A 21,437-nucleotide genomic window follows, 5' to 3' on the forward strand; every position below is an offset into this window, starting at 1 on the left:
GTCAGGCTCCATTACCAGAAGAAGGGGAAACGCCCACCAGGGTGAAGGCGGCCCAATTGAAAGGATGCGCGGTAACAGGGTCGGTGGACAAGCGGCGCTGCGCGCGGGCCAGGGCCTCGGCGGCACCGACGCCGGCATTCTCGGCGAACAGGCCCGTCATCAGCCGCACGGTGGGGGCCGACGGCACCTGCCAATGGCTGACCAGCAGCGACCGGGCGCCGGCAAAGAAGAAGCTTTCCGCCAGACCCGACAGCGCCTCGCCGCCCAGCTTCGCATCGCCGCCCGCCGTATTGCAGGCCGACAGCACCACCAGATCGGCATTCAGGCGCAGCAGCGCGATGTCGGACGCGGTCAGCAAGCCATCATCGGCAGCACTGGCCGGCTTCGTCACGGGCGGGGCCAGGGCCAGGCCCGGCTGGGATTGGCAGCGCAGCTCGCCCGGCAGCAGCCCATGGGTAGCGAAATAGACGACGCGATACTGTTCCAGCCCCGCCCGGCGCACGGCCTCCTTCGTCACGCCTGCGCCCGTGATCAGGTCGGACGGGGCGGCCCCCAGCCGCTGCCCCACCTCCCGGATCTCGCCCGCCGTTTCCGGCAGCGGCGCCAGGGCGCGCAGCAGCGCGGGGTCCAGCACGCCGTCGGTGCGGCATTCATCGGCCAGTGCCGTCAGGCCGGCATTGCCCTGGCCCGTGAAGGGCGGGGCCGCAAAGCCGATGAAGGGCTTGGCCGCCGCCGGTCGCTCTCCCCCGCCCGACAGGGACAGGAAGGCGGGAACAGACGGCACCACCGATATGGACAGGTCGCGCACCAGCCAGGACGCCTTGGCATAATCACGCGAAGTTCCGGGATCATCCGTGACCAGTAGCGACGGCGGCAGGCTGGACAGCGCCGCTGAAGGCACCAGCACCAGATGCTTCACGCCGGACAGCGCCTCGCCCGCCCCGCCGAACAGACGCCGGTAAAGATCATAAGACAGGCCCAGATCAAAGGGCGGCAGCACGCCCGCGCGCGGCGTGATGGACCGGCGCAGCTCCGCCACCTGCTCGGCCAATGCGACGCGTCCGACCGTGACCGGATAGGCCACAAGTCCCGATTTGCGCAGGATGAAGCCATAGGACCCGCGCGTGGCAAAGGCAAACTGCACCAGCGCGTCGCCCTCCGCCAGCCGGGCCGACAGGTCGGCCGGCGTGACCGGGCGCGGTCGGGTCAGGCGGGCATAATTGGGGAAGGCTGCCTGCAGCTGCCGCTCCAGCGCCTGCGCCTGTCCCGTGGCCTCGGCCAGTTGTTTGGCCAGCGCCGCTTCCCGCTCCCGGTCGCGCTGCGCGTCGGCCTTGGCGGTTTCAGCCGCCGCTTCAATGCGCAACCGGTCACGATCGCGCACGGCATCCTGCTGCCGGCGGATCAGGTCGGCGACGGCGGGGTCGCTGCTGGCGAAACGGGTGGCGGCGCGGGTGATGGTCTGGCCCACCACCCCCTCGCGCACCATCTGCACCGCCTGGAACATCTCTGCCTGCAAGGCTGCGCGCTGGCCCTCATCGGCCTGCGACCGGCGATACAGCACGTCCAGATAGGGCGCGATACGGTCCAGCGGCAATTGGCTGGGCCCGTTTTCCGCCGCCTCGATCATGGCCAGCGCCTCGCGATAGATGGCGATGGCCTGATCATCCATGCCGGCCTGGGCATAGACGCGGCCCAGTTCCAGCATGCTGGACGCCACGGGCCAGCCGGCACCGAACAATTGCCGGTTCGCCCCCACCGCCTTGGACATCAGGGCGGCCCCGCCGGCGGCATCGCCCCGGCCAGCCTTGGCCAGCCCTTCGATGCCGACAATGCGGGCCAGCCACCAGGGCGGCAGGCCGCGCGTACGCTCATAAAGTCGTTCGGCCTCCAGCGCGGCCGCTTCCGCCAGCCCATATTGTTCCAGGCGCAGCGACACGGTGGCTTCCAGCAGCAGCGAATGGATCAGGTCGCCGCGCGCCGCGGCCAGACTGCCCAGCACGGCGCGGTTGGCCCCGCCGCCGGCCGCTTCTTCCAGATCATCGACGATGGCACGGCGCACGGCACTGGCCTCACGGCCCAGCGACAGGGCCCGGCGGGCATCGCCGATATTGGCCGCATGGAACGCCATGTAGGAGGACAGCCGCGCCCGCGCCGCCTTGTCGAAGCTTTTCTGCAATAACGTATCGGCCCGGCGGAACAGGGCGTCCGCCTCCGGCCCGCGCCCCTGGTTCGACACTTCCAGGGCCAGCGCCATCAGCGTATCGCCAGCCCCCGGACTGTCGGGCCCCAGCGCCCGGCTCTGGATGTCCAGCGCCCGGCGATAGGCGGCCTCGGCACCGGCATAATCCTCCACGCTGTTGGACAGGCGGCCCACTTCCGACAGCCGCTCGAACTCGTTCAGGTCGCCCCGGCCGAAGCGCAGGGCATCATCGCCCAGCGCCGCGCGCAGCAGCGCGCCCATGTCGGAAAGCGCCGCCTGTCCCGTGACCGGTTTCGCCTCCAGCAAGGCAGGCGCATTCAGCAACAGGTCGGCCACGGCCGGAATGCCGTCGCCCTGCACCATGCGCCTTCCTTTGGCCAGGGTGACGCCAACATAGGGCCAGCCGCCTTCCCGCAACTGGCAGGAGGTGAAAAGACCCTTCCCGCCATCCGGCCCGGTCACGCTTTGCGCGGGCTGGCAATTGGCCTTCTGCGCCAGCGACCCAGCCCAGCCCGTGCGCGCCGCCTCCACGGCCAATTGCCGGGCGGCCGCTTCACCGCCCTCCGGCAGCGGATCATAAAGGTCGGTGACGGCAATGAAGCCGCTGGGCTGTTCCCAGGCGCCGCAATAGACGGCATAGCCCTTGCCGCCATCGGCATTGTCGGTGGGCAGGGCGCGGCATTCCTCCCCGATGGCATTGCGGCCCAGCGGGATGGGGCCGGCGGCGGCCGACGGGCCGGGCACCGATGGCCCCTTGCCGGCACAGGCGGTCAGCAGCAGGACCAGCAGAAGGGGCAGCCCTGTCCTTGCCATCACCACACCCGTCCCAGATTGGGGAATTGCTGTTCCAGACCGGGCGTGCCCTCTGGCGTCTGGCCGGGCAGGCGGCGCTGCTGCGACAGCAGGCCGGGGATCATCTCCTCCGCCGCACTGTCATCATCGGCCTTCGACCCGCTGGCCGACTGCACGCTCTGGCTGGCGGCGGCCAGGGCTGCGGACCCTGCATCCAGCGCAGGCGCCGGCGCGCTGGTCACGGGCGCTGTCGAGGCTGTGACCGGGGCGGCGGGGGCCGCAGCGACGCTGGTCGTGGTGACGGTCGGCACGGTGGGCGCGCGGGCGGGCTGGGTCACGGTGGTGATGGGGGCGGCTTCGGCCACAACGGGCGGCAAGACACCGCCACCGGTCACGCTCAGCACCCCATTCACATAGGTTGCCACATAATTGGGATTGCTGATCCCGTCGGCAATAATGGCATAGCTGCCGGCGGCACTGTTGGCGTCGGCCGGGCTGGTGATGCGCAGGCCCGTCAGGCTGTCGGCCGTATCGCCATTGACCAGACCCGTGAACTGCGCCGTGAAGATCGGGTTGGCGGCCCCCACCATGCGCGTGGCGCCGTCCACGGCCACGGTCAGAGCCACGGGCGTGATGGTCAGATCGGCGCCGGTATAGGTGATCTTGTAATTGCTGACGGCCGTCAGCGTCCCCTGCTGGATGGCATAGCGCCCGGCATTGCCGCCCGCCGCCCGCGTCAGGCCGCCCGACAGCACGCTGGCCGCGCTGTCCGCACCCTTCAAACCGCTGACGCTGTAGGTCAGGGCCGGATCGCCGGCGCCATAGGGGCGGCTGACGGCATTGGCGATGACCGACAGGATGGCCGGATCGATGGTCAATTGCCCGCCGGTAAAGCGGATACGGTAATTGGCATTGGCGCTCAGGCTGCCCTGGTTGATGGCATAGGTGCCGGCATCATTGCCCGCCGCGCGGGCCAGCGCCCCCGACAGCACGGATGTGGCACTGTCCGCCCCCTTCAACCCGCTGACGCTGTAGGTCAGCACCCCATCCGCGTCGCCATAGGTGCGGCGCTGATTGTCGGCCGTGACCGACAGCAGGGCGGGGTTGATGGTCAGAGCGCCGCCGGTGAAGGACAGGGTGTAATTGGCATTGGCGCTCAGGCTGCCCTGGGTAATGGCATAGGCACCGACATCGCTGCCCGTGGCGGCCGACAGGCTGCCCGACAGCACCGACGCTTCGCTATCCCCGCGCTTCAACCCGCTGACACTATAGCCCAGCACCGGCACCGCATCGCCATAGGTGACGCTGGCCGACGACGCCGTCACCGACAGCAGGGCGGGATTGATGGTCAGGGTCCCGCCCGTAAAGGACAGGGTGTAATTGGCATTGGCCGACAGGCTGCCCTGCCCGATGGCATAGGTGCCGACATTGCTGCCCGTCGCGGCCGACAGGCTGCCCGACAGCACGCCTGCCGCATTGTCCCCGCGCTTCAACCCGCTGACGCTGTAGCCCAGCGCCGGCAGCGCATCGCCATAGGTGACGCTGGCCGATGCCGCCGTCACCGACAAGGCCGCCGGCTTGATGGTCAGCGCCCCGCCGGTGAAGGACAGCACATAATTGGACCCGGCCGTCAGGCTGCCCTGGCCGATGGCGTAACTGCCCACATTCTCCCCGCCCGCCCGCACCAGGGCGCCGGACAGGCTGTCACCCGCCACCAGCCCCACCGCCTGATAGGCCAGCGGGGCGTCGCTGTCGCCATAGGTCTTGGTCTGCGACAGGGCCGTGACGGTCAGGGCGGCGGGTTTGATGGTCAGGGTGCCGCCCGTGAAGGACATTGTATAGTTGGGACCGGCATTCAGGCTGCCCTGGCCGATGGCATAGGTGCCGGCATCCTTGCCCGCCGCCCGGACCAGGGCACCCGACAGGCTGTCGCCCGCCACCAGCCCCACGGCCTGATAGATCAGTTCCGGGTCGTCCTGCCCATAGGTCTTGGTCAGGCTGCTGGCCGTCACGGTCAGGGCGGCGGGGCTGATGGTCAGGGTCGCGCCCTGATAGGTCAGGGTGTAATTGGCATTGGCGGCAAGGCTGCCCTGGGCGATGGCATAGGTGCCTGCATCCCGGACCCCGCCATCCGACAGGGCGCCTGACAGCACGGACCCCGCCCCATCGCCGCGCTTCAGCCCCGCCACCTGATAGGTCAGGGCGGGTGTCTGCTGGCCATAGGTCTTGGTGATGGCATTGGCCGTCACGGTCAGCGGCGCGGGCGTGATGGTGAGGTCGGCCCCGATCAGGCTGATCGTGTAATTGGCCCCGGCCGTCAGGCTGCCCTGGCTGATCGCATAGGTGCCGGCATTCTCGCCCCCCGCCCGCGACAGCGCGCCCGTCAGGCTGTCGCCCGCCACCAGCCCGACGCTCTGATAGCTCAGGGTCGGATCGGCATCGCCATAGATCTTGGTCTGCGACAGGGCCGTGATGGTCAGGGCGGCGGGATTAATGGTCAGGGTCGCGCCGGTAAAGCTGATCGTATAATTCTGGCTGGCGCTCAGGTCGCCCTGGCTGATGGCATAGGTGCCCACATCCTTGCCCGTGGCCCGGCTCAGCCCCCCGCTGACCTGATCACCATTGACCAGCCCCGTGGTCGTATAGGTCAGGGTCGGGTCGGCGGTACCATAGATCCTTGTCTGGTTGGCGGCGACAATAGTCAGGGCCGCCTTGTCGATGGTCAGCGTGCCCTGGCTGGTGCTGCCCAGTTCATAATTGGCCGATGCCGTGCCGGTAATGCCGGTGATGCGCTGGTCATAGCTGCCGGCATCCAGGGTCGGGCCCGGGGTCACGGCCGACCCGGCCTTTTCCACCACAACGGTACCCGTGACCTGATCGCCCGACAGCACGCCGGACAGCACGGCCGCCCCGGCGCTGACCGACTGGCCATAGATGCTGCTGACATTGTTGACGCTGCCCGTGATGGTCTTGCGCGCCACACTCAGGCCGGCATTCTGGTTGCCGCTGTCGGCGATGACATAATTGGCCGACGCCGCCCCGGCCAGCGCGCTGACCTTGGTTGTATAGCTGCCGGCGGCCAGCCGGTCGCTCAGGGTCTGGCCATCCACCACCACCGTGCCCGTCACCACATCATCGCTCAGCACCCCGGTCAGCGTGGCCGTGGGCAGCACGGCCAGGGTGCCATAGGTGGAATTCGCGTTGGTCAGGGCATAGGTGACGGATTTGCGCGCGATGGTCAGCAGGCTGGTGCTGTTGCCGTTGCCGGCCAAGCTGTAATTGGCGGCATCCGTGCCGCTCAGGCTGCCCGCCACCTGGGTATAGGTCCCGGCCGCCAGCCTTTCCGCCAAGGTGGCGCCCGACAATTGCGCGGCCGCCGTGACAATGTCGCCCTCCACCACGCCCGTCAGGGTCACGGCGCCCAGCGTCGCCAGCGTGCCATAGGTGGAATTGGCGGCCGCCACGGCATAGGTCAGGGCCTTGGTGGCAATGGTCAGGGTGCCGTTGCTGTTGCCCGTGGCCGCGATACTGTAATTGCCGGCATCCGTGCCGGTCAGGGCCGTGACCTTCTGGGTCAGGCTGCCCACGCCCGTGCGCGCGGCCAGCGTCACCGCGTCTTCCCCGCGATAGGTGCTGACCGTCCCCGCCACACTGTCCCCATCCACCACCCCGGTCAGGGTGACGGCACCATTGGTCGCCAAGGTGCCATAGGTGGAATTGCTGTTGGCCACGGCATAGGTCAGCGCCTTGGCATCGATGGTCAGCGTGCCGGTGCCATAGCTGAACCCATAGCCCAGATCGGACGCCAGCGTGCCGGCACCGGCCGTCAGCGTATAGGTCCCGACATTGCGCCCGGCCCCGGTAATGGCGCCGGTGCCGCTGACGGCATTGGCCAGCGTATCGCCCGTGACCAGTCCGGTGATTGTATAGGCCAGACCCGTCTGCGTCGCCCCGCTATAGGTACGCGTCACCGTATCCGGCGTCACGGTCAGCGTGGGCGCATAGCTATAGACGAAGCGGCTGCCGCTGTTGCTGATGGCCGTATAGCTGCGCGTATCAAAGGCGAAGCTGCGATTATACAGCGGCAATGCGCTGATCCCGCCGGTGCTGCTGGTCAAGGGCGAGGTGGAAAAGACCAGGAACCGCCCGCCGCCGGCCACCGACAGGGCGCTGTCCCCGCCATTATTGGTAAAGGTACCGCTGGCGGCCAGCACCAAGGCGTCGCCGGCCCCGCTGGCCGACACCGCGGCACCGGACGCCAGGGTCAGGTTGCCGCCCGTGGACAGTTTGACCGTACCCGTGGCGGCAATCCCCGTGGTCGACCCGACCGTGCCGATGGTCGCCGCCCCCGACAGGCCGACATCGATGGACCCGGTATTGGCGGCCACGATCGACACGGCGTTGGATGCATGCGCCAGCGTATAGGTCCCGCCCGTGCCCAGCAGGGCCAGGCCTGCGGCCGTGATGGATGCCGTCTGCGTCACCGCCCCCGTGCTGGTCAGGGTCAGAGCGCCCGTACCGATAGACACGCCCGCCACACTGTCCACGCTGCCGATGGCAAAGCCGGTATCGTCGCGGAAGCTGACATTGCTGTTGGTCGCCGTAGCGGCAAAGCTGGTGACGGCATTGCTGGCCTCGGCCAGCGCCACCGTCCCCGCCGCCGTCACGGCCAGATTGGCGATAGTGATCGCCCCCGTCTGGCTGATCCCGGCGCCGCTGCGCAGATGCAGGGTATCGGTACCCGTGGGCGCGATGGCGGCACTGATGCTGATGGCGCCGGCACTGGACGACCCGATGCGCAAGGTGCCGGCCGTCAGCTTCTTCAACTCCGCATCGGAAATGTCGAGGCTGCTGGTGGATGCGCCCGTGGAGCCCAGGTCGATGCCGCGCGCCGCCGTGGCCGTCGTCACCGTGGCAATGGCCGTGCCCGCATCCACGCTGCCGGTCAGGGCCAGCTTGTCCGTGGTCAGGGTGATGTCCTGGTTCTGGGTGGACAGGGCGGCACTGATGGTCAGCAGCCCCTTGCTGATCAACCCGATGGTGCCGGCCGCCGTCCCGCTGCCGGTGGTCAGGGCGCCGCTGACGGTGACATCGCCCGTACCGCCCTGGATGGTGACATTGCTTTTGAAGGCGGCGCCGGCGACGCTGACATCGCCCGTATCGTCCGTATGGCCGATGGTGATGGACGACAGCCCGTCATTCAGGGCGTCGATATCGGCCTGGGTCAGGCGCAGTTCGCTGCCCGTGGCGCCGTCGCCCACGGCGATGGTGGATGTCGTGCTGTTCGGCCGGATGACCAGGGAACCCGTACCGCCGACCCGCATGCTGGGCGCACTGTCCGACCCGGCCCCGGCATCGGTCAGGTCCAGCCGGTCGGCCCGCAGGGTGATGGTCCCGCCATAGCAGCTATTGGCCACCGAACAGCCGATCAGCGCCTTGCTGTAATCGGTGATGGAACTATTGGCGGCGATCTTCCCGGCCGTGCCCGTGGCAGTGATGGTGATGGCGGCGGCCCCGCTGGAATAGATGGTGCTGCCGGTCGTGTCGGCCCGGAACAGCACGCCATAGCGGCCAGTTCCCGTCGTCGCCTGTTCACCATTCAGGGCGATGGCGCCGCTGGCCGTGCGGATGGAACTGTCGCCCCCGATGGCGATACCGGCCGTCAGTGTATTGCCGGCCCCGCCCGTGCCGTTCAGGGTGATGGTGCCATTGCCGGCCGCCTGCAGGGTGCTGGCGGAAACATTGATGCCGATGCCGGTGGCGCTGTTGGTGCCGCTGTCCGCCCCTTCGCCATTGACCAGGATGTCGCCGCCCGTGCCGGCATTCAGCGTGCTGCCGGTGATATTGACGCCGATGCCCGTGGCGGTCTTGCCCACGGCAGCGCGGGTGGCGGGGGTGCTGCCGCTGCCGATGGTGATGTCGCCGCCATTGCTGGACAGGCTGGCCCCGCTGATCGCCACCTGGCCGGCCGACCCTGACTCGTTCCCGTCGGCGGCCAGCACGATGTTCAGCTTGCCCGACCCCGATACGCCCGCATTGGCCGTCACGGCCACGTCGATATCGCTGGAAAGCGTCAGCGTGCCCGTGCCGTTTCCGGCATAGGTGGCGGCGGCCCCCAGGGTGATCAGGGCGTCATGGGCGTAAAGGCTGGCATCGCCGGTGAAACGGATACCCGCGGTGCCCGCCACCGTGCCGACGGCCAGCGACGATCCGGAATGAAAATCGATGCTGCCCGTATCGGCCGCCAGGGTGGTAACGGCATTGCCGCTGCGGGTCAGGGTATAGGTGGCGCCACTGCCCAGCAGGGCCAGCTTGTCGACATTGATATTGGCCGATTGCGTCACCGTGCCGGCGCTGGCCAGTTCGATGGTGTCGCTGGCATGGCTCAGCGCGTTGCTGATCACCATGTTGCCGCCATCCAGCGACCCCAGGCGCAGGACCCCGGCGCTGATCTGGTTCAGTTCGGCCTGGGAGACATGGGCCTTGCCCGACCCCGCCCCCGTGGCCCCGATATCCATCTGCCCGCCGGCGGCATAGGGGCGAAGCTGCACCCGGCCCGTGCTGGTGATGGAGGTGCCCGACAGGGCAAGATCGGCGCCAGCCAGGATGATGGTGCCCGCCCCCGCCGTCACGCTGCTGCCCGACAGGCTGACCCCCGACAGGCCCTTCAGTGCGATATCGCCGCCATTGCTGGTGAAGCTGCCGGACCCGGTCGTGGTCAGCGTGCCCGACGTGACATACCCGGCCGTGAAATCCATGGACAGCTTGCCCGTGCTGGCCGTCACGCCGATGCCGCTGTTGAAACTCAGGTCGGACCCGGCCCGCAGGGTCAGGGTGGCATCGGCGCCGGCACTCTTGGCGATGCTGCTGGACAGGGCCATGTCGCCCTGGCTGGTCAGGGTGACATTCTTGCCGGCGTTCAGATGCGCCTGCGCCAGGGCGGCCAGCCCGGCATTGACCGTCAGGGCAGCGTTGGAAAGCTGCAGCGTGCCCACATTGGTGGGGCTGAAGGCGCTGCTGGCGCTGATCGTGCCGGCCAGGGACGAGCCGATGATCAGCGTGCCGGCCGTCACCCGGTTCAATTCCGTCTGCGACAGGGCCAGATTGCCGCCGACACTGTCGGTGGTCGATCCGACATCGATGGGTTTGCCGCTGGTCTTGGGCGCCAGCACGACGGTCCCCGATGAACGGACCGTCAGCGCGCCCAGCGCCATGCCGTCGGCATTGATGGTGACGGTGCCGGACTGGCTGACCCCGCCGATGCTGGCGTTGCTGTCGCGTTCATTGGCGATGGAAATGCTGCCCGACCCGCCCGTGGCGTTCACCGTCACCGATCCGGACCCGGCCGAAACGGCATGGTCGCTATACAGCATGACGCCGTAATTCAGGCTGCCGCTGCTGCCCCCACCCGTACCGGTAAGGGTGACGCTGCCGCCATTGCTGCTGATGGACCGGGTGCCGGTCGCGCCATTCAGTTCGATGCCATAGGAGGAGCCGCCGCCCGTACTGGAGGTGCCGGTCAGGCTGATGCTGCCATTGCTGCTGGCCGTGATGGACAGGTTCACGGCCCGGATGCCGATGGCATAGTCGGATGTCGAAGATCCGCCCGTGGCACCGGTCAGGCTGACGCTGCCCCAGCTGGTCAGGATCTGGTTATGCCCGGTCCCGTCAAAATCCAGGCCGGCATGCCGCCCCACATTGCCGCCGCCGCTGGTCCCGGTCAGGGTGATGGACCCGCTACCCGATTGCAGGATGCTGCCATCGGCGATATGCACCCCGCTGCTGCCATCGCCGGCATAGCCGGTGCCGGTCAGGCTGATGGACCCCGACCCGCTGGACAGGCTGGCGCCCGACAGGTCCACCCCGCTGATGGCGCCGCTGCGGCCATAGCCGGTGAAGCTGATATTCCCGCCATTGCTGGTGAAGCTTTCCGTGCCCGTGGCGGCACTGACCACCTGGCCGGCATTGCTGCCGCTGCCGGCGGTCAGCGTGATATTCAGGGCCCCGCTGCTGCTGGTCACGCCCGCACCGGCCCCGATGATGATATCCCGCCCGGCGGTCAGGGTCAGGCTGGCGCCAAAGCCGCCGGTCTTGGCGATGGAACTGCTCAGCGTGATGTCCTGGCTGGCCGACAGGCTGACGCTGGTGCCGGCATTCAGCAGGTCGGCGATGGCCGACGCCGTGATCAGGCTGGCCGCCCCGCTATAGTCGGTCTGGCCGATATTCCCCGTGACATCATCGCCCTGGGTGCTGTCACCGTCCACATCAGCCGTTGTGCCGATGGTGATGCTGGTCGGGTCCAGCAGCAGGGTGCCGCCCTGGGCCCCGGCCGCCGCCGACAGGTCGGCCTTGCCGGCAAAGCGCAGGCTGCCCTTGCCCGACACTTCGGCAAAGCCACCCTCCCCCCCGCCGGCCCCGCGCGCGCTGATGGACCCGGCATAATCGGTGCGCCCGTCGGACCAGACGATGATGCGCCCGCCCGCCCCGGTCCCCGTCGCGTCGGCCTGGATGAGGCTGGCGGCATCGATGCGGGTGGATTGCGAGCGGGTCAGGTCGCCCCCGCCCTGATAATCCCCGCCGATGCGCACCGTGCCCCCGCCGTCGGCGGCACTGACATCAACTTGGGCACCTTCCAGCGCCACCCGGTCGCCCAGGATGTCAACGTCACCGCCCTGCGCCGTCACGGCGCCTGTGACCAGCGTGTCGGTCCCATCGCCGCCGATGATGATGCGGCCATCCACCTGACGTGCGGAAATGGCCTCGATCAGACCGCCGGCATTGACCACGCTGGCCATGCCGTCGCGCGCGGCCCGCGCCGTCAGCAGCACCGACGCGCCTGACAGCGTGCCCGCATTCACCACGCGTCCCGCCACCTCTGCCGGCAGCTCAAACCGCAGCAGTCCGTCGCCCGCCAGATCCAGCGTGAACCGCTCCGCCCCCGCCAGCACGACGCGGCCCAGCTTCGCCTCCACCAGCCCCCGGTTTTCCACGATGGCGGCGGCCAGGGCGGCATAGCCGGCATCGCTGACCCGGATGGTACCTTCATTGATGATGGCCGCCCCCGGCGCCCCGGCCGTGCCGAAGACCAGGCGCCCGGCCGCGAAATCAGCATTGTCCAGGTCGGAAGTGGTGGCCAGGAAGGCACCGGCATCGATGCGGGCACCGCGGCCGATGACGATGCCGGCCTTGTCGATGACGATGACCTGTCCATTGGCGATCAGCGACCCGTCGATGCGCGTGCCGGTGCCGCCGCCCGTGACCCGGTTGACCAGCAGCGACCCCGCCCCCGGCTGCGCCACCGTCACGGCCTGCCCCGCCCCGATATCGAAGCTGCGCCAGTCGATCAGGGCGCGGTCCGTGCTCTGGTTGATCAGGGTCTGGCCGGCCTGCTGGCTGATGCTGGCGCCACCCACCACCACGGTGCCGCCCTGCGGCGCCGTCTGGGCAGCGGCCGGAAGCGTGAAGACGCTGGCCAGCGTCAGGGCACGGAAGCCCCGTGCCCAGTGTCGCCCCGTCCCTGCCTGCCGCCGCTGCGTCTCCATCATCCCTTCCCTAGAACTGGACTGTCAGATCGACGAACAGCCGCGTGCGCTGTCCTTCCGCCCCCGGCAGGGGCAGGGACCGCAGCGTGCGGGCCAGTTCGGCCGACAGGCTGGCCTTGCCGAACAGGCCCAGCCGCAGCCCGCCGCCGGCCGACAGCAGATGCGTGCTGACGGCGGCACTGTCCCAGACCCGGCCGGTATCGACAAAGCCATAAAGCGTCACACCATCCAGGTGCGGAATGCCGGGATTGAACCCGCGCCGCAGCTCCAGCCCGGCGCCGACTCCGCTGGGCCCCGCCAGATCGCCGCCATTATAGCCCCGGCCGAAGCGGCTGCCGCCCAGCGCGAACTCCTCCCCCGCCACCAGCGTGTCGGGCGTGTACTGCCCGCCCACGCTCAGGGTGGCGCCGATCTCGGCCGGCAGGTGCAGCCCATAGGCCACCTCGCCGGTGATCTTGGTGTACCAGGGATCGACCTTCAGGCGGGATGCCGTCGTCGCCTCCCGCCCCGTGGCGCCGGCAATGTCCAGCCCCTGGGTAACGCCCGCCTGCGCCATCAGGTCACCACCCAGGAACCGCCCCTGGCTGTAGGTCACGCGCGCATCGACACTGCGCCAGTCATCGCGGCTGAAGGGCAGGGCCAGCAGGGACACTGTGGCGCGCTGCGCGTTCCACCCGGCCTCCACTGTCAGGTTGCGCGCCCGCGACCGGATCAGGGGCAGCGACAGGCGCTGGCCCACGCCATAGGATTCGGTCGACACGGCAAAGGGCTTCAGCGAGGCGCCGGGCTTGCCCCGGCTGTAATTGGCATTGGTGGTCAGGGTCAGGCCGCTGCCGGCCAGCGGCTGCAACCAGCGGCCATTGGTCGACCTTTGCTCGGAAATCTGCGGCGTGGCCGACAGGGTCACGCCCACCTGCTCGCCCAGGCCAAAGGGCGAATTGGCCGCCAGATCGACAAAGGCCGACCAGGGCCCGGCAAATTCCGATCCGCGATTGCCCACACCCGCCACCAGGGCATAGGGCGTTTCGCTATAGCCGACCAGCAGTTCGGCCGCCCCAAAACTGTCCCCCGGTCGGATCAGGCCCGTCACCGTCACCCCCGGCAGATCATCGACCAGCAGCAGGCCGCGTTCGATCAGGTCCACGCGCGCCGGGCGGGCGGCCAGGGCATCTTCCAGCCGCGCCTCCACCCGCGCGCGTTCGCGCGGGCCCCCGCCTTCGACGCGCACCTTTTCCAGATGCCCCTCGATGACGCGGATGGTGATGGTCTGGTCCTTGATCTCCTGCGCGGGCACGAAAACGCGGGTCAGTCCCAATCCCATCGCCAGATAACGCGCCTGGATACGGTCGGCCAGGGCAGAGACATCGGCCAGCGTCACCGGCCGGGCGATCAACGCCTTGATGTCGGCGGCAAAATCATTTTCCGGATGAAAAACCGTCGCCCCTTCAACGGCGATCCGCGTCAGGGTGAAGCGCAGGTCGGCGGCACCGGCCGCCGCCGTTCCCTTGCGCTGGGCGGGGATGGAAAATTGCAGCTGAGCCTTGGGCGCGCGGCGCATCTCCTCCAGCGGGGCGGGAACCGTGGAACGCCCAGGTTCTGCCGCCCCCGGCAGCCGCACCGGCGCGTCCTGCGCCCCTGCGATGGGCGCCAGCAGCAGCGCCGTCGCCCCCAGTAATGCCGATTTCAGCCGTGCCATCCCCAGGTCTTCCCGCCACACCCAGAAACGGTGTAAGCCCCCGACCGCAGGCAGGCCAGCAATTTATCCATTAACATTCCGCGCCATCGGGATCGAATAAAGTTGCCATGTAGGAAAAGCTGTCCAACCTCTCGGACCTTCATTCCCGAACATTGATAACGGGCCAGAATTTGCACCAATAAGTATTCAAAGTACTACGCCTTCCTCTCCATCGGGCGTAATCACCTGTCCTTCCCGAGCCACCAGGACGCGGGGATTGCGGGCGTGTGCGGCGGCGGCGATGGCATCCAGGTCGGCGTCGGTCCGTTCCGGACAATGGTGGAAGATGACGGGGATACGGACCCCGGCATGGTCGGCCAGGCGCAGCGCCTCTTCCCAGGTGGAATGGCCCCAGCCGACATGGTCCACATATTCGGCGTCGCTGTAGCTGCTGTCATAGATCATGACGTCCGCCCCGCGCACCAGATCGGCAATGGTCTCGTCCCGTCCGTCGGCCGGATGCTCGGTATCGGTGATGAAGCAGATGCTGCGTCCGGCATAATCGACGCGGTATCCCGTGGCCCCGTTGGGATGGTTCAACGGGCAGGTGCGCACGGTCAGGCCGGGACGCGGTTCCAGCACCTGCCCGGCCGTGAACTTGCGATAATCCATGCACCGTTCCAGCCCGCGCAGCGGCACGGGGAACAGCGGGGCCGCCATCAGCGTGCCCAGCACGCCGCCCAGCGTCATCTGCGGGCCCAGATGGCCTTCCCACAGGCTGATGCGGCTGCGCTTGTCATGGAAGGGCCCGAAGAAGGGGAAGCCCACCACATGGTCGATATGGGTGTGGGTGAAGAACAGGTCGGCCGTGACCGGGTCCCCGCCGGCCTCCAGCGCATCGCCCAGCAGCCGGATGCCGGTGCCGGCATCGAAGATCAGCAGGTGCGGGCCGCAGCGCATTTCCAGGCAGGTGGTGTTGCCGCCATAGCGCAAGGTGTCGGCCCCGGTGGTCGCGATGCTGCCCCGGACGCCCCAGAACCGCACAAAGAAAGTATCATCCACCATGGCCCAAGGACCCGCCCCTATATCCTGGATCAGCCCCTGACCCGACAAGGCACTTTCAGTCAATGATTGGAAAACCGCAACAGCATGCTACCGGCACCCGTGCAGGAAATTTCATGCAACAGCATGGCGACTGCTTGCATCCGGCAATCCGACCCCTTTATCAAGGGACAGGACATAGCACGGGATGCAGCATGTCGCATTCCATGGGAAGCCGACACTTGTCAGACTTCCGATCCGCACACAGCGCCAGGGATGGCTGAATTGGACGAGATCAATGTCGCGCCGGGACGATTACTGATCAAGGAAGGGGATCGTTCCGGCGATGCCTTTCTGATCACGGCAGGCCGTGTGGAGGTTTTCCGCGCCGTCAACGGTGCGAAACACCGGCTGGCGGTCCTGGGGCCGGGCGACATCGCGGGAGAGATGGGGCTTATCGACAACGCCCCCCGCTCCGCCTGCATCGCCACCATGGAACCGGTGCGCTGCGTCATCGTCTCCCGCGAGATGTTCATCCGGCAACTGCGGCAAAGCCCGCCCTTGGTGCGGTACGTGCTGCATTCACTGGTGCGCACGCTGCGGGCCGTCAACGGCATTCCCACGGAACAGGGCGATCCGATCTTTGCCGATGAACCCATCGTGTCCGAACGCACCCACAAGCTGCTGCGCCGCGACACTTTCGCACCGGGTCGCATCATCTTCCGTCGCGGGGACGAAGCGCATTGCGCCTATCTGATCCAGACCGGACTGGTGGAAATCTGGAAGGAGACGCCCGATGACCAGATGCTGCCGCTGGGGCGCATCGGGCCGGGGTCGGTCTTCGGCGAAATGGCGTTGCTGCGCGATGCCAACCGCGCGGCGGGGGTGACAGCGGTCGAACTGACCGTGTGCGAGGTCATCCACCGCCAGCGGTTCGAGGAGCTGATGCGTGCGGCCCCGACCCTGATCCGGCAGTTGATCCACACCTATGTCAGTCGCATCGAACGCACCCTTTAGCCCCCACCCCTACCTTTTGGATGAAGCGGACGCGCTTAACGCGCCAAGAATACCCGTGTAATCATGGTGAGGCGCCTTCAAAGGGAAGGCGACCAGAAGTCAGCCCGGCGAACCGCTTACGATGTTGCCCGCTCTCGACCTGACCACCAGCTTCCTGTCCAACGCCATCATCACGGGCGTGACGGCCGTCATGCTGGGCTTCATCCGGCATGCCAACCGCGACCTGCGGGGGCTGGGCTACTGGCTGCTGGGCCAGGCGGCCAGTTCCATCGGTTTCCTGTGGCTGTACGGCGTCATATCGCTGCCGAACCCCTATCTTGGCGTTGTCGGCTTTCTGTGCGTCTTCGCTGGCGGCATACTGGGCATGCTGGGCCATCACCGCTTCCTGGAACTGGAAGGGCGGATCGGTGGCTGGGCCGCGCTGTTTTTTGCCCTGGTCTGTCTCGCCATGGGCATCCTGCTGACGGCCCAGGTGAAGATGGGCTTCTTCCGGGTGCTGATGCTGGGGGCCCAGCTGGGGCCGGCGGCGGTTTCGGCCTGGCTGCTTCTGCGCCATGGACGGGGGCAGGCACGCACGGCCTATCGCACGGTGGCCAGCCTTTACCTGTTATGGGCGCTGATCTGCGTCCTGCGCCTGATCTATGTGGCGATGACGGGTTTCGACGATGACGCGACCGGCTGGACCATGGGACCGGCCATCGCCATCGCCACGCTGGTACTGACCTGCCACGCCCTGGGCCTGGCCTGGATGATCGTGGGCCGCCTGCAGGAAAGCCTGATTCGCCAGGCCGCGACGGACCCGTTGACCGGCGCCATGAACCGCCGTGCCCTGCAGACTCATCTGGAACAGGAAACGTCACGCGCCGCGCGGGAAGGGCACGGGCTGGTGGTCGCCACCTTCGACCTGGACCATTTCAAGCATCTGAACGACACCCACGGTCATGCCATTGGCGATGCCACGCTGATCGGGGTGGTGCAACTGGCCGGGCAGATGCTGCGTCCCGGCGATGCCGTGGCGCGGCTGGGGGGCGAGGAATTCTGTCTGGTGCTGACAGGCCTGGATGGCGGGGCCGCGGCGCCCATCCTGGAACGCCTGCGCCATGCCGTCGCCAACCTGGACATACCCGGGCCCAACGGGTCGGTGCAGGTGGCCGCCAGCTTCGGCGTCGCCTGGTTCGGACCGCACGGGCAAGACTGGCCAACCCTGCTGAAGGCGGCCGACAATGCCCTTTACCGGGCCAAGCGCAATGGCCGCAACCGGGTGGAATTCGCCGACCTGCCCGGGCATGAAAGCCACGCCCGGCAGGCCGGCGACTGAGCGGTGCTCCGGCAGTCGCCGCCATACCATCGGTCATGAATTATGACCGATGGCATGAGACCCGGCCGTCAAAGCACGAAATCGGCCGCCGTGATGCTGGCAGTGGCGGCCAGCAGCACGGCGAAATCGGCCGAACCATCACCATCGACATCGCCCAGGACGCGGATGGCGGTCCCCACCACTTCCCAGCGCAGTTCGCCGGCGACATTGGTGAAGGCCGCATTGCCGACAAAGGTGAAGGCATCGTCGGCGGCCGTGGCCGTGTTGGCATCAATACCGGTCAGGACGACCTTGTCACCCTCCGCGGCACTGAAATCCGTGATCTGGTCGGGGGCGGCCAGGGCACTGTCGGTGGTTGCCGCGACGGTGAAATTGTCGGCCCCGGCCCCGCCCGTCAGCGTGTCCGCCCCGGCGGCACCGTCCAGCGTATCGGCCCCGGCCCCGCCCGTCAGGACATTGGCATCGGCATTGCCGGTACCGGCCGCCCCGGCCGTCGCGGTAAGGGTCAGGTTTTCCACATTGGCGCCCAGCGTGAAGGTTGCCAACGAGGTACTGACGGTGTCGGTGCCTTCGCCGGTCAATTCCGTCACCGTGTCGCCGGCATCATCGACGACATAGGTGTCGTCGCCGGTTCCGCCCACCAGGGTATCCGCACCGGCCCCGCCATCCAGCGTGTCGGCGCCGGTTCCGCCGGTGATGGAATTGGCCAGCGCATTGCCGGTACCGGCGATGGCGGCTGTTCCCGTATAGGTCAGGTTTTCCACATTGGCAGACAGGGTCAGGCTGGCCAGTTCTGTGCGGACCGTATCGGTCCCCTCCCCCGTCAGTTCCACCACCTTGTCCGACGCGCTGTCCACGATATAGACATCGTTGCCCAGCCCGCCGACCAGGCTGTCAATGCCGGCCCCGCCATCCAGCGTGTCATTGCCGTCCAGACCGCTCAGCGTGTCCGCCCCGGCCGCACCGGTGATGGCATTGTCGTCAGCACTGCCTGTCCCGGCAAAAACTGCCGTGCCCGTGTAGGTCAAATTTTCCACATTGCTGGACAGGGTATAGGCCGCCAGGGTCGTGGTGACGGTGTCGGTGCCCTCTCCCGCCGCCTCGACGATGATGTCGGCGCCCTGCGCGATGATATAGGTGTCGTTCCCGGCCCCGCCGATCAGGCTGTCGACACCAACCCCGCCATCCAGCGTGTCATTGCCGGCCGCACCGTCCAGTGTGTCGTTGCCTGACCCGCCCGTGATGGAGTTATCGACGGCGTTGCCCGTGCCCGCGAAATCGCCGACACCGACAAAGGTAAGGTTTTCCAGGTTGTTGGCCAGCGTGAAGGCGCCCAGTTTGGATTTGACCGTATCGGTCCCTTCCCCGGCCACCTCCACGATCGTGTCGCTGGCATTGTCCACGATATAGGTGTCGTTGCCGACCCCACCCACCAGACTGTCAGCACCCAGGCCGCCATCCAGCGTGTCATTGCCCGCCAGTCCCGTCAGCGTATCGTCACCCGTGCCGCCGGTGATGGAATTGTTGGCGGTGTTGCCCGTGCCGCTGGACGCGCTGGTGGTGGTGAATTCCAGGTTTTCCAGATCATCGGCCAGGACATAGGTGGTCAGGCTGGTCTTGACGCTGTCGGTCCCCTCGCCCGCATTTTCGGTGATGACGTCCTTGTCGCTGTCGATGACATAGGTGTCGTTGCCAAGCCCGCCGACCAGACTGTCATCGCCGACGCCGCCATCCAGCGTGTCGTTGCCGGCCCCGCCGGTGATGGAATTGTCCAGCGCGTTGCCCGTGCCGCGGAAATTGGTGGTGCCCAGGAACTGCATATCGTCCTGGCCGGTCTGCATGTCGAAGACCGTGGTGGTGGTCTTGACCACCCGCCGGCCCGTCACCTGGTCCGTTTCGACATAGGAATAGCCAAAATCCCCGCTGTCCAGCAGGCCTGACATTCCTTGCAGCCGGATGATGAAATCATCGGCGCCCAGATTGTTGCTGCGCGCGGGGCCGGAAACGAGCAGATAGACCTCGCCCTGATAGCTGAACAGGCCGGCTTTCTGCGTCTCATAAAGGGCTTGGCCTTTGGAGAACAGGAAGTTCATGGCGGCATAGAAGGAAATGCCCTCCGCCTTGGTCACGCCCTTGGCGACGACGCTGTTGACGGTGAAGGGCAGTTCGATCGTATCGGCCGTGGCCGTGCCGTCGCCGCCGAAATTGGCAGAAACCAGTATGTCCATGCTATTGAAGGTCAGGGCGGTGGACAGCCGTGTGTCGGCGACCTTCTCGAACACGAACCGGTCCTTGCCGCTGCCGCCCACCAGCCGGTCCAGCCCCGTTCCGCCGACCAGCACATCATTGCCGGCCGTGGCGATCAGGGTGTCGTTGCCGAAACCGCCGACCAGGCTGTCGTCGCCATAGCCGCCGATCAGGCTGTCATTGCCCGATCCACCCAGCAGCGTATCGTTGCTCAGGCCGCCATCAATCGTGTCGTTGCCGTCCCCGCCATCGATGTAATTCTCCATCCGGCCCTTCAGATCGCCATACAGCCGCTCGGAGGCGCTGTTGTTGAAGGACTGGACCTGGACGGAACCGATAATATCGACCGTCGGCAATTCGAAAAGCCGCGGCGCGCCGCTTTCACCGCCATTGTCCAGGGCCGTGATGATGCCGGCAGCCTTGTCGACGGAATAGACGATGACGGTATGGGACTGCGTCTCTTCCCCCACCTTCCAGACAAAGCTCAGGATGTCGCCCGATTTCAAGGTCCGGAACATGGTGCCCAGATCCTTCTGCACCACGGTGCGGTAATCCGACCAGCTGTCGCGGACGTCATCGATCATCATGGCGACGTCCGTCTTGCCCCCCGTGGTCCGCTCCCCCGCCCAGATCAGGCCGGCGGCATTCAGCACATCGCGGAACAGCTCCAACTCGTCGGCATAGGGGGTCGCCTGGGTAAGTGCGGCGTCGATGGCTTTGATCAGCGATGGCATGGGGACGGACTCCGGGCGGCAACGAACTTATGATGCCGCCCGGACCTCCGGGCGGTCAATAAAGCGCTTGCAAACCAGATGCCATCCCTGTTGGGCGGCACGGGCCAGCGCCTGTGCCTCCGCCAGGGCGCCCTGCACCTCGTCACCGCCGGCCCGCAGACGGCGCAGCAGCGCCCGGGCCTGCGCCGACAGGGCCTGCAGGCCGATATTGCCGGCCGTCCCCACCAGGTCATGGATCATGGTCAGGCTCTCCTCGTACCGGCCCTCGCCGGCCGCCTTCTCCAGATTGGCCGCCTGTTCAAGCCCGAACCGCACAAAATCCCCGACCAGGGCGCGGAACGTGTCCGCCGGCAGCGCCGCCGAGAGTTCGGCCAGGATATGTTCATTCAGGACCGGCATATCGGCCACCTTGCCCGATGGCGGTGCCGACCAGTAGGTGACCAGCCGCAACAGGTCCGACCGCTGGAACGGGCGCGGCAGATAGGCATCCATGCCCACATCGGCATAACGGTCCAGCAGACCCGTCGCAGCACTGGCCGTCAGCGCCAGAATCGGCACGCGGGGGCGACCGGACGCGGCCTCCGCCGCACGGATCATGCCGGCGGTCGCGATCCCGTCCACCTCGGGCATGACAATGTCCATCAGGACGATGTCGCAGGGGTCCTGCGCCTGCAGATGGGCGCCCGACAGGCCACTCTCCGCTTCCAGGACCTGGAAGCCCTCCGCCTCCAGGAACACCCGCGCGATGGCGCGGTTGATCTCATTGTCGTCCACCACCAGCACCCGGCGGGTGGCGGAAGGGCGGGCGACAGGGGCGAATCGGCGGACTGTCTGCATGAACGGCTTCTTCTGGCGAGGCGGCGACATGTCC

Annotated in this window: 8 protein-coding genes; 2 read left to right on the top strand and 6 right to left on the bottom strand. The window is 67.5% G+C overall.

The window, feature by feature from the left end; genetic code table 11:
- Nucleotide 1: 1 nt before the first annotated feature.
- From ACODTW_RS07825 to ACODTW_RS07840, 4 genes are all read right to left on the bottom strand, one after another.
- Nucleotides 2–3,013, bottom strand: coding sequence for a CHAT domain-containing tetratricopeptide repeat protein (locus tag ACODTW_RS07825; RefSeq protein WP_488945405.1), 3,012 nt, complete (start codon nucleotides 3,011–3,013; stop codon nucleotides 2–4).
- A complete protein-coding gene (locus tag ACODTW_RS07830; protein ID WP_488945406.1) occupies nucleotides 3,013–12,537 on the bottom strand; it encodes an MBG domain-containing protein in 9,525 nt (3,174 codons plus the stop codon). Before ACODTW_RS07830 ends, ACODTW_RS07825 begins: the two co-directional genes overlap by 1 nt.
- A 7-nt stretch (nucleotides 12,538–12,544) precedes the next feature.
- Nucleotides 12,545–14,230 carry a ShlB/FhaC/HecB family hemolysin secretion/activation protein gene (locus ACODTW_RS07835; RefSeq protein WP_488945407.1) on the bottom strand — a complete coding sequence of 562 codons (1,686 nt, stop codon included), beginning with the start codon at nucleotides 14,228–14,230 and terminating at the stop codon, nucleotides 12,545–12,547.
- Between the two features lie 186 nt (nucleotides 14,231–14,416).
- The gene (locus ACODTW_RS07840) at nucleotides 14,417–15,274 is read right to left on the bottom strand and encodes an MBL fold metallo-hydrolase (protein ID WP_488945408.1); all 858 of its coding nucleotides are present in this window, start codon (nucleotides 15,272–15,274) and stop codon (nucleotides 14,417–14,419) included.
- Nucleotides 15,275–15,526: 252 nt separating this feature from the next.
- On the opposite strand from ACODTW_RS07840, the gene ACODTW_RS07845 reads away from it, so the two are divergent.
- Nucleotides 15,527–16,267 carry a cyclic nucleotide-binding domain-containing protein gene (locus tag ACODTW_RS07845; protein WP_488945409.1) on the top strand — a complete coding sequence of 247 codons (741 nt, stop codon included), beginning with the start codon at nucleotides 15,527–15,529 and terminating at the stop codon, nucleotides 16,265–16,267.
- Between the two features lie 121 nt (nucleotides 16,268–16,388).
- The gene (locus tag ACODTW_RS07850) at nucleotides 16,389–17,585 is read left to right on the top strand and encodes a GGDEF domain-containing protein (protein ID WP_488945410.1); all 1,197 of its coding nucleotides are present in this window, start codon (nucleotides 16,389–16,391) and stop codon (nucleotides 17,583–17,585) included.
- 68 nt (nucleotides 17,586–17,653) lie between these two features.
- On the opposite strand, the gene ACODTW_RS07855 is transcribed toward ACODTW_RS07850, so the two are convergent.
- Together ACODTW_RS07855 and ACODTW_RS07860 are read right to left on the bottom strand one after the other, a co-directional pair.
- Complete coding sequence (locus tag ACODTW_RS07855) at nucleotides 17,654–20,566, bottom strand: beta strand repeat-containing protein (RefSeq protein WP_488945411.1); 2,913 nt, start codon at nucleotides 20,564–20,566, stop codon at nucleotides 17,654–17,656.
- A 27-nt stretch (nucleotides 20,567–20,593) separates the two neighbouring features.
- Nucleotides 20,594–21,403, bottom strand: coding sequence for a response regulator (locus ACODTW_RS07860; protein WP_488945412.1), 810 nt, complete (start codon nucleotides 21,401–21,403; stop codon nucleotides 20,594–20,596).
- Nucleotides 21,404–21,437 lie beyond the last annotated feature (34 nt).

This window comes from Niveispirillum sp. FG148, from assembly GCF_057809655.1.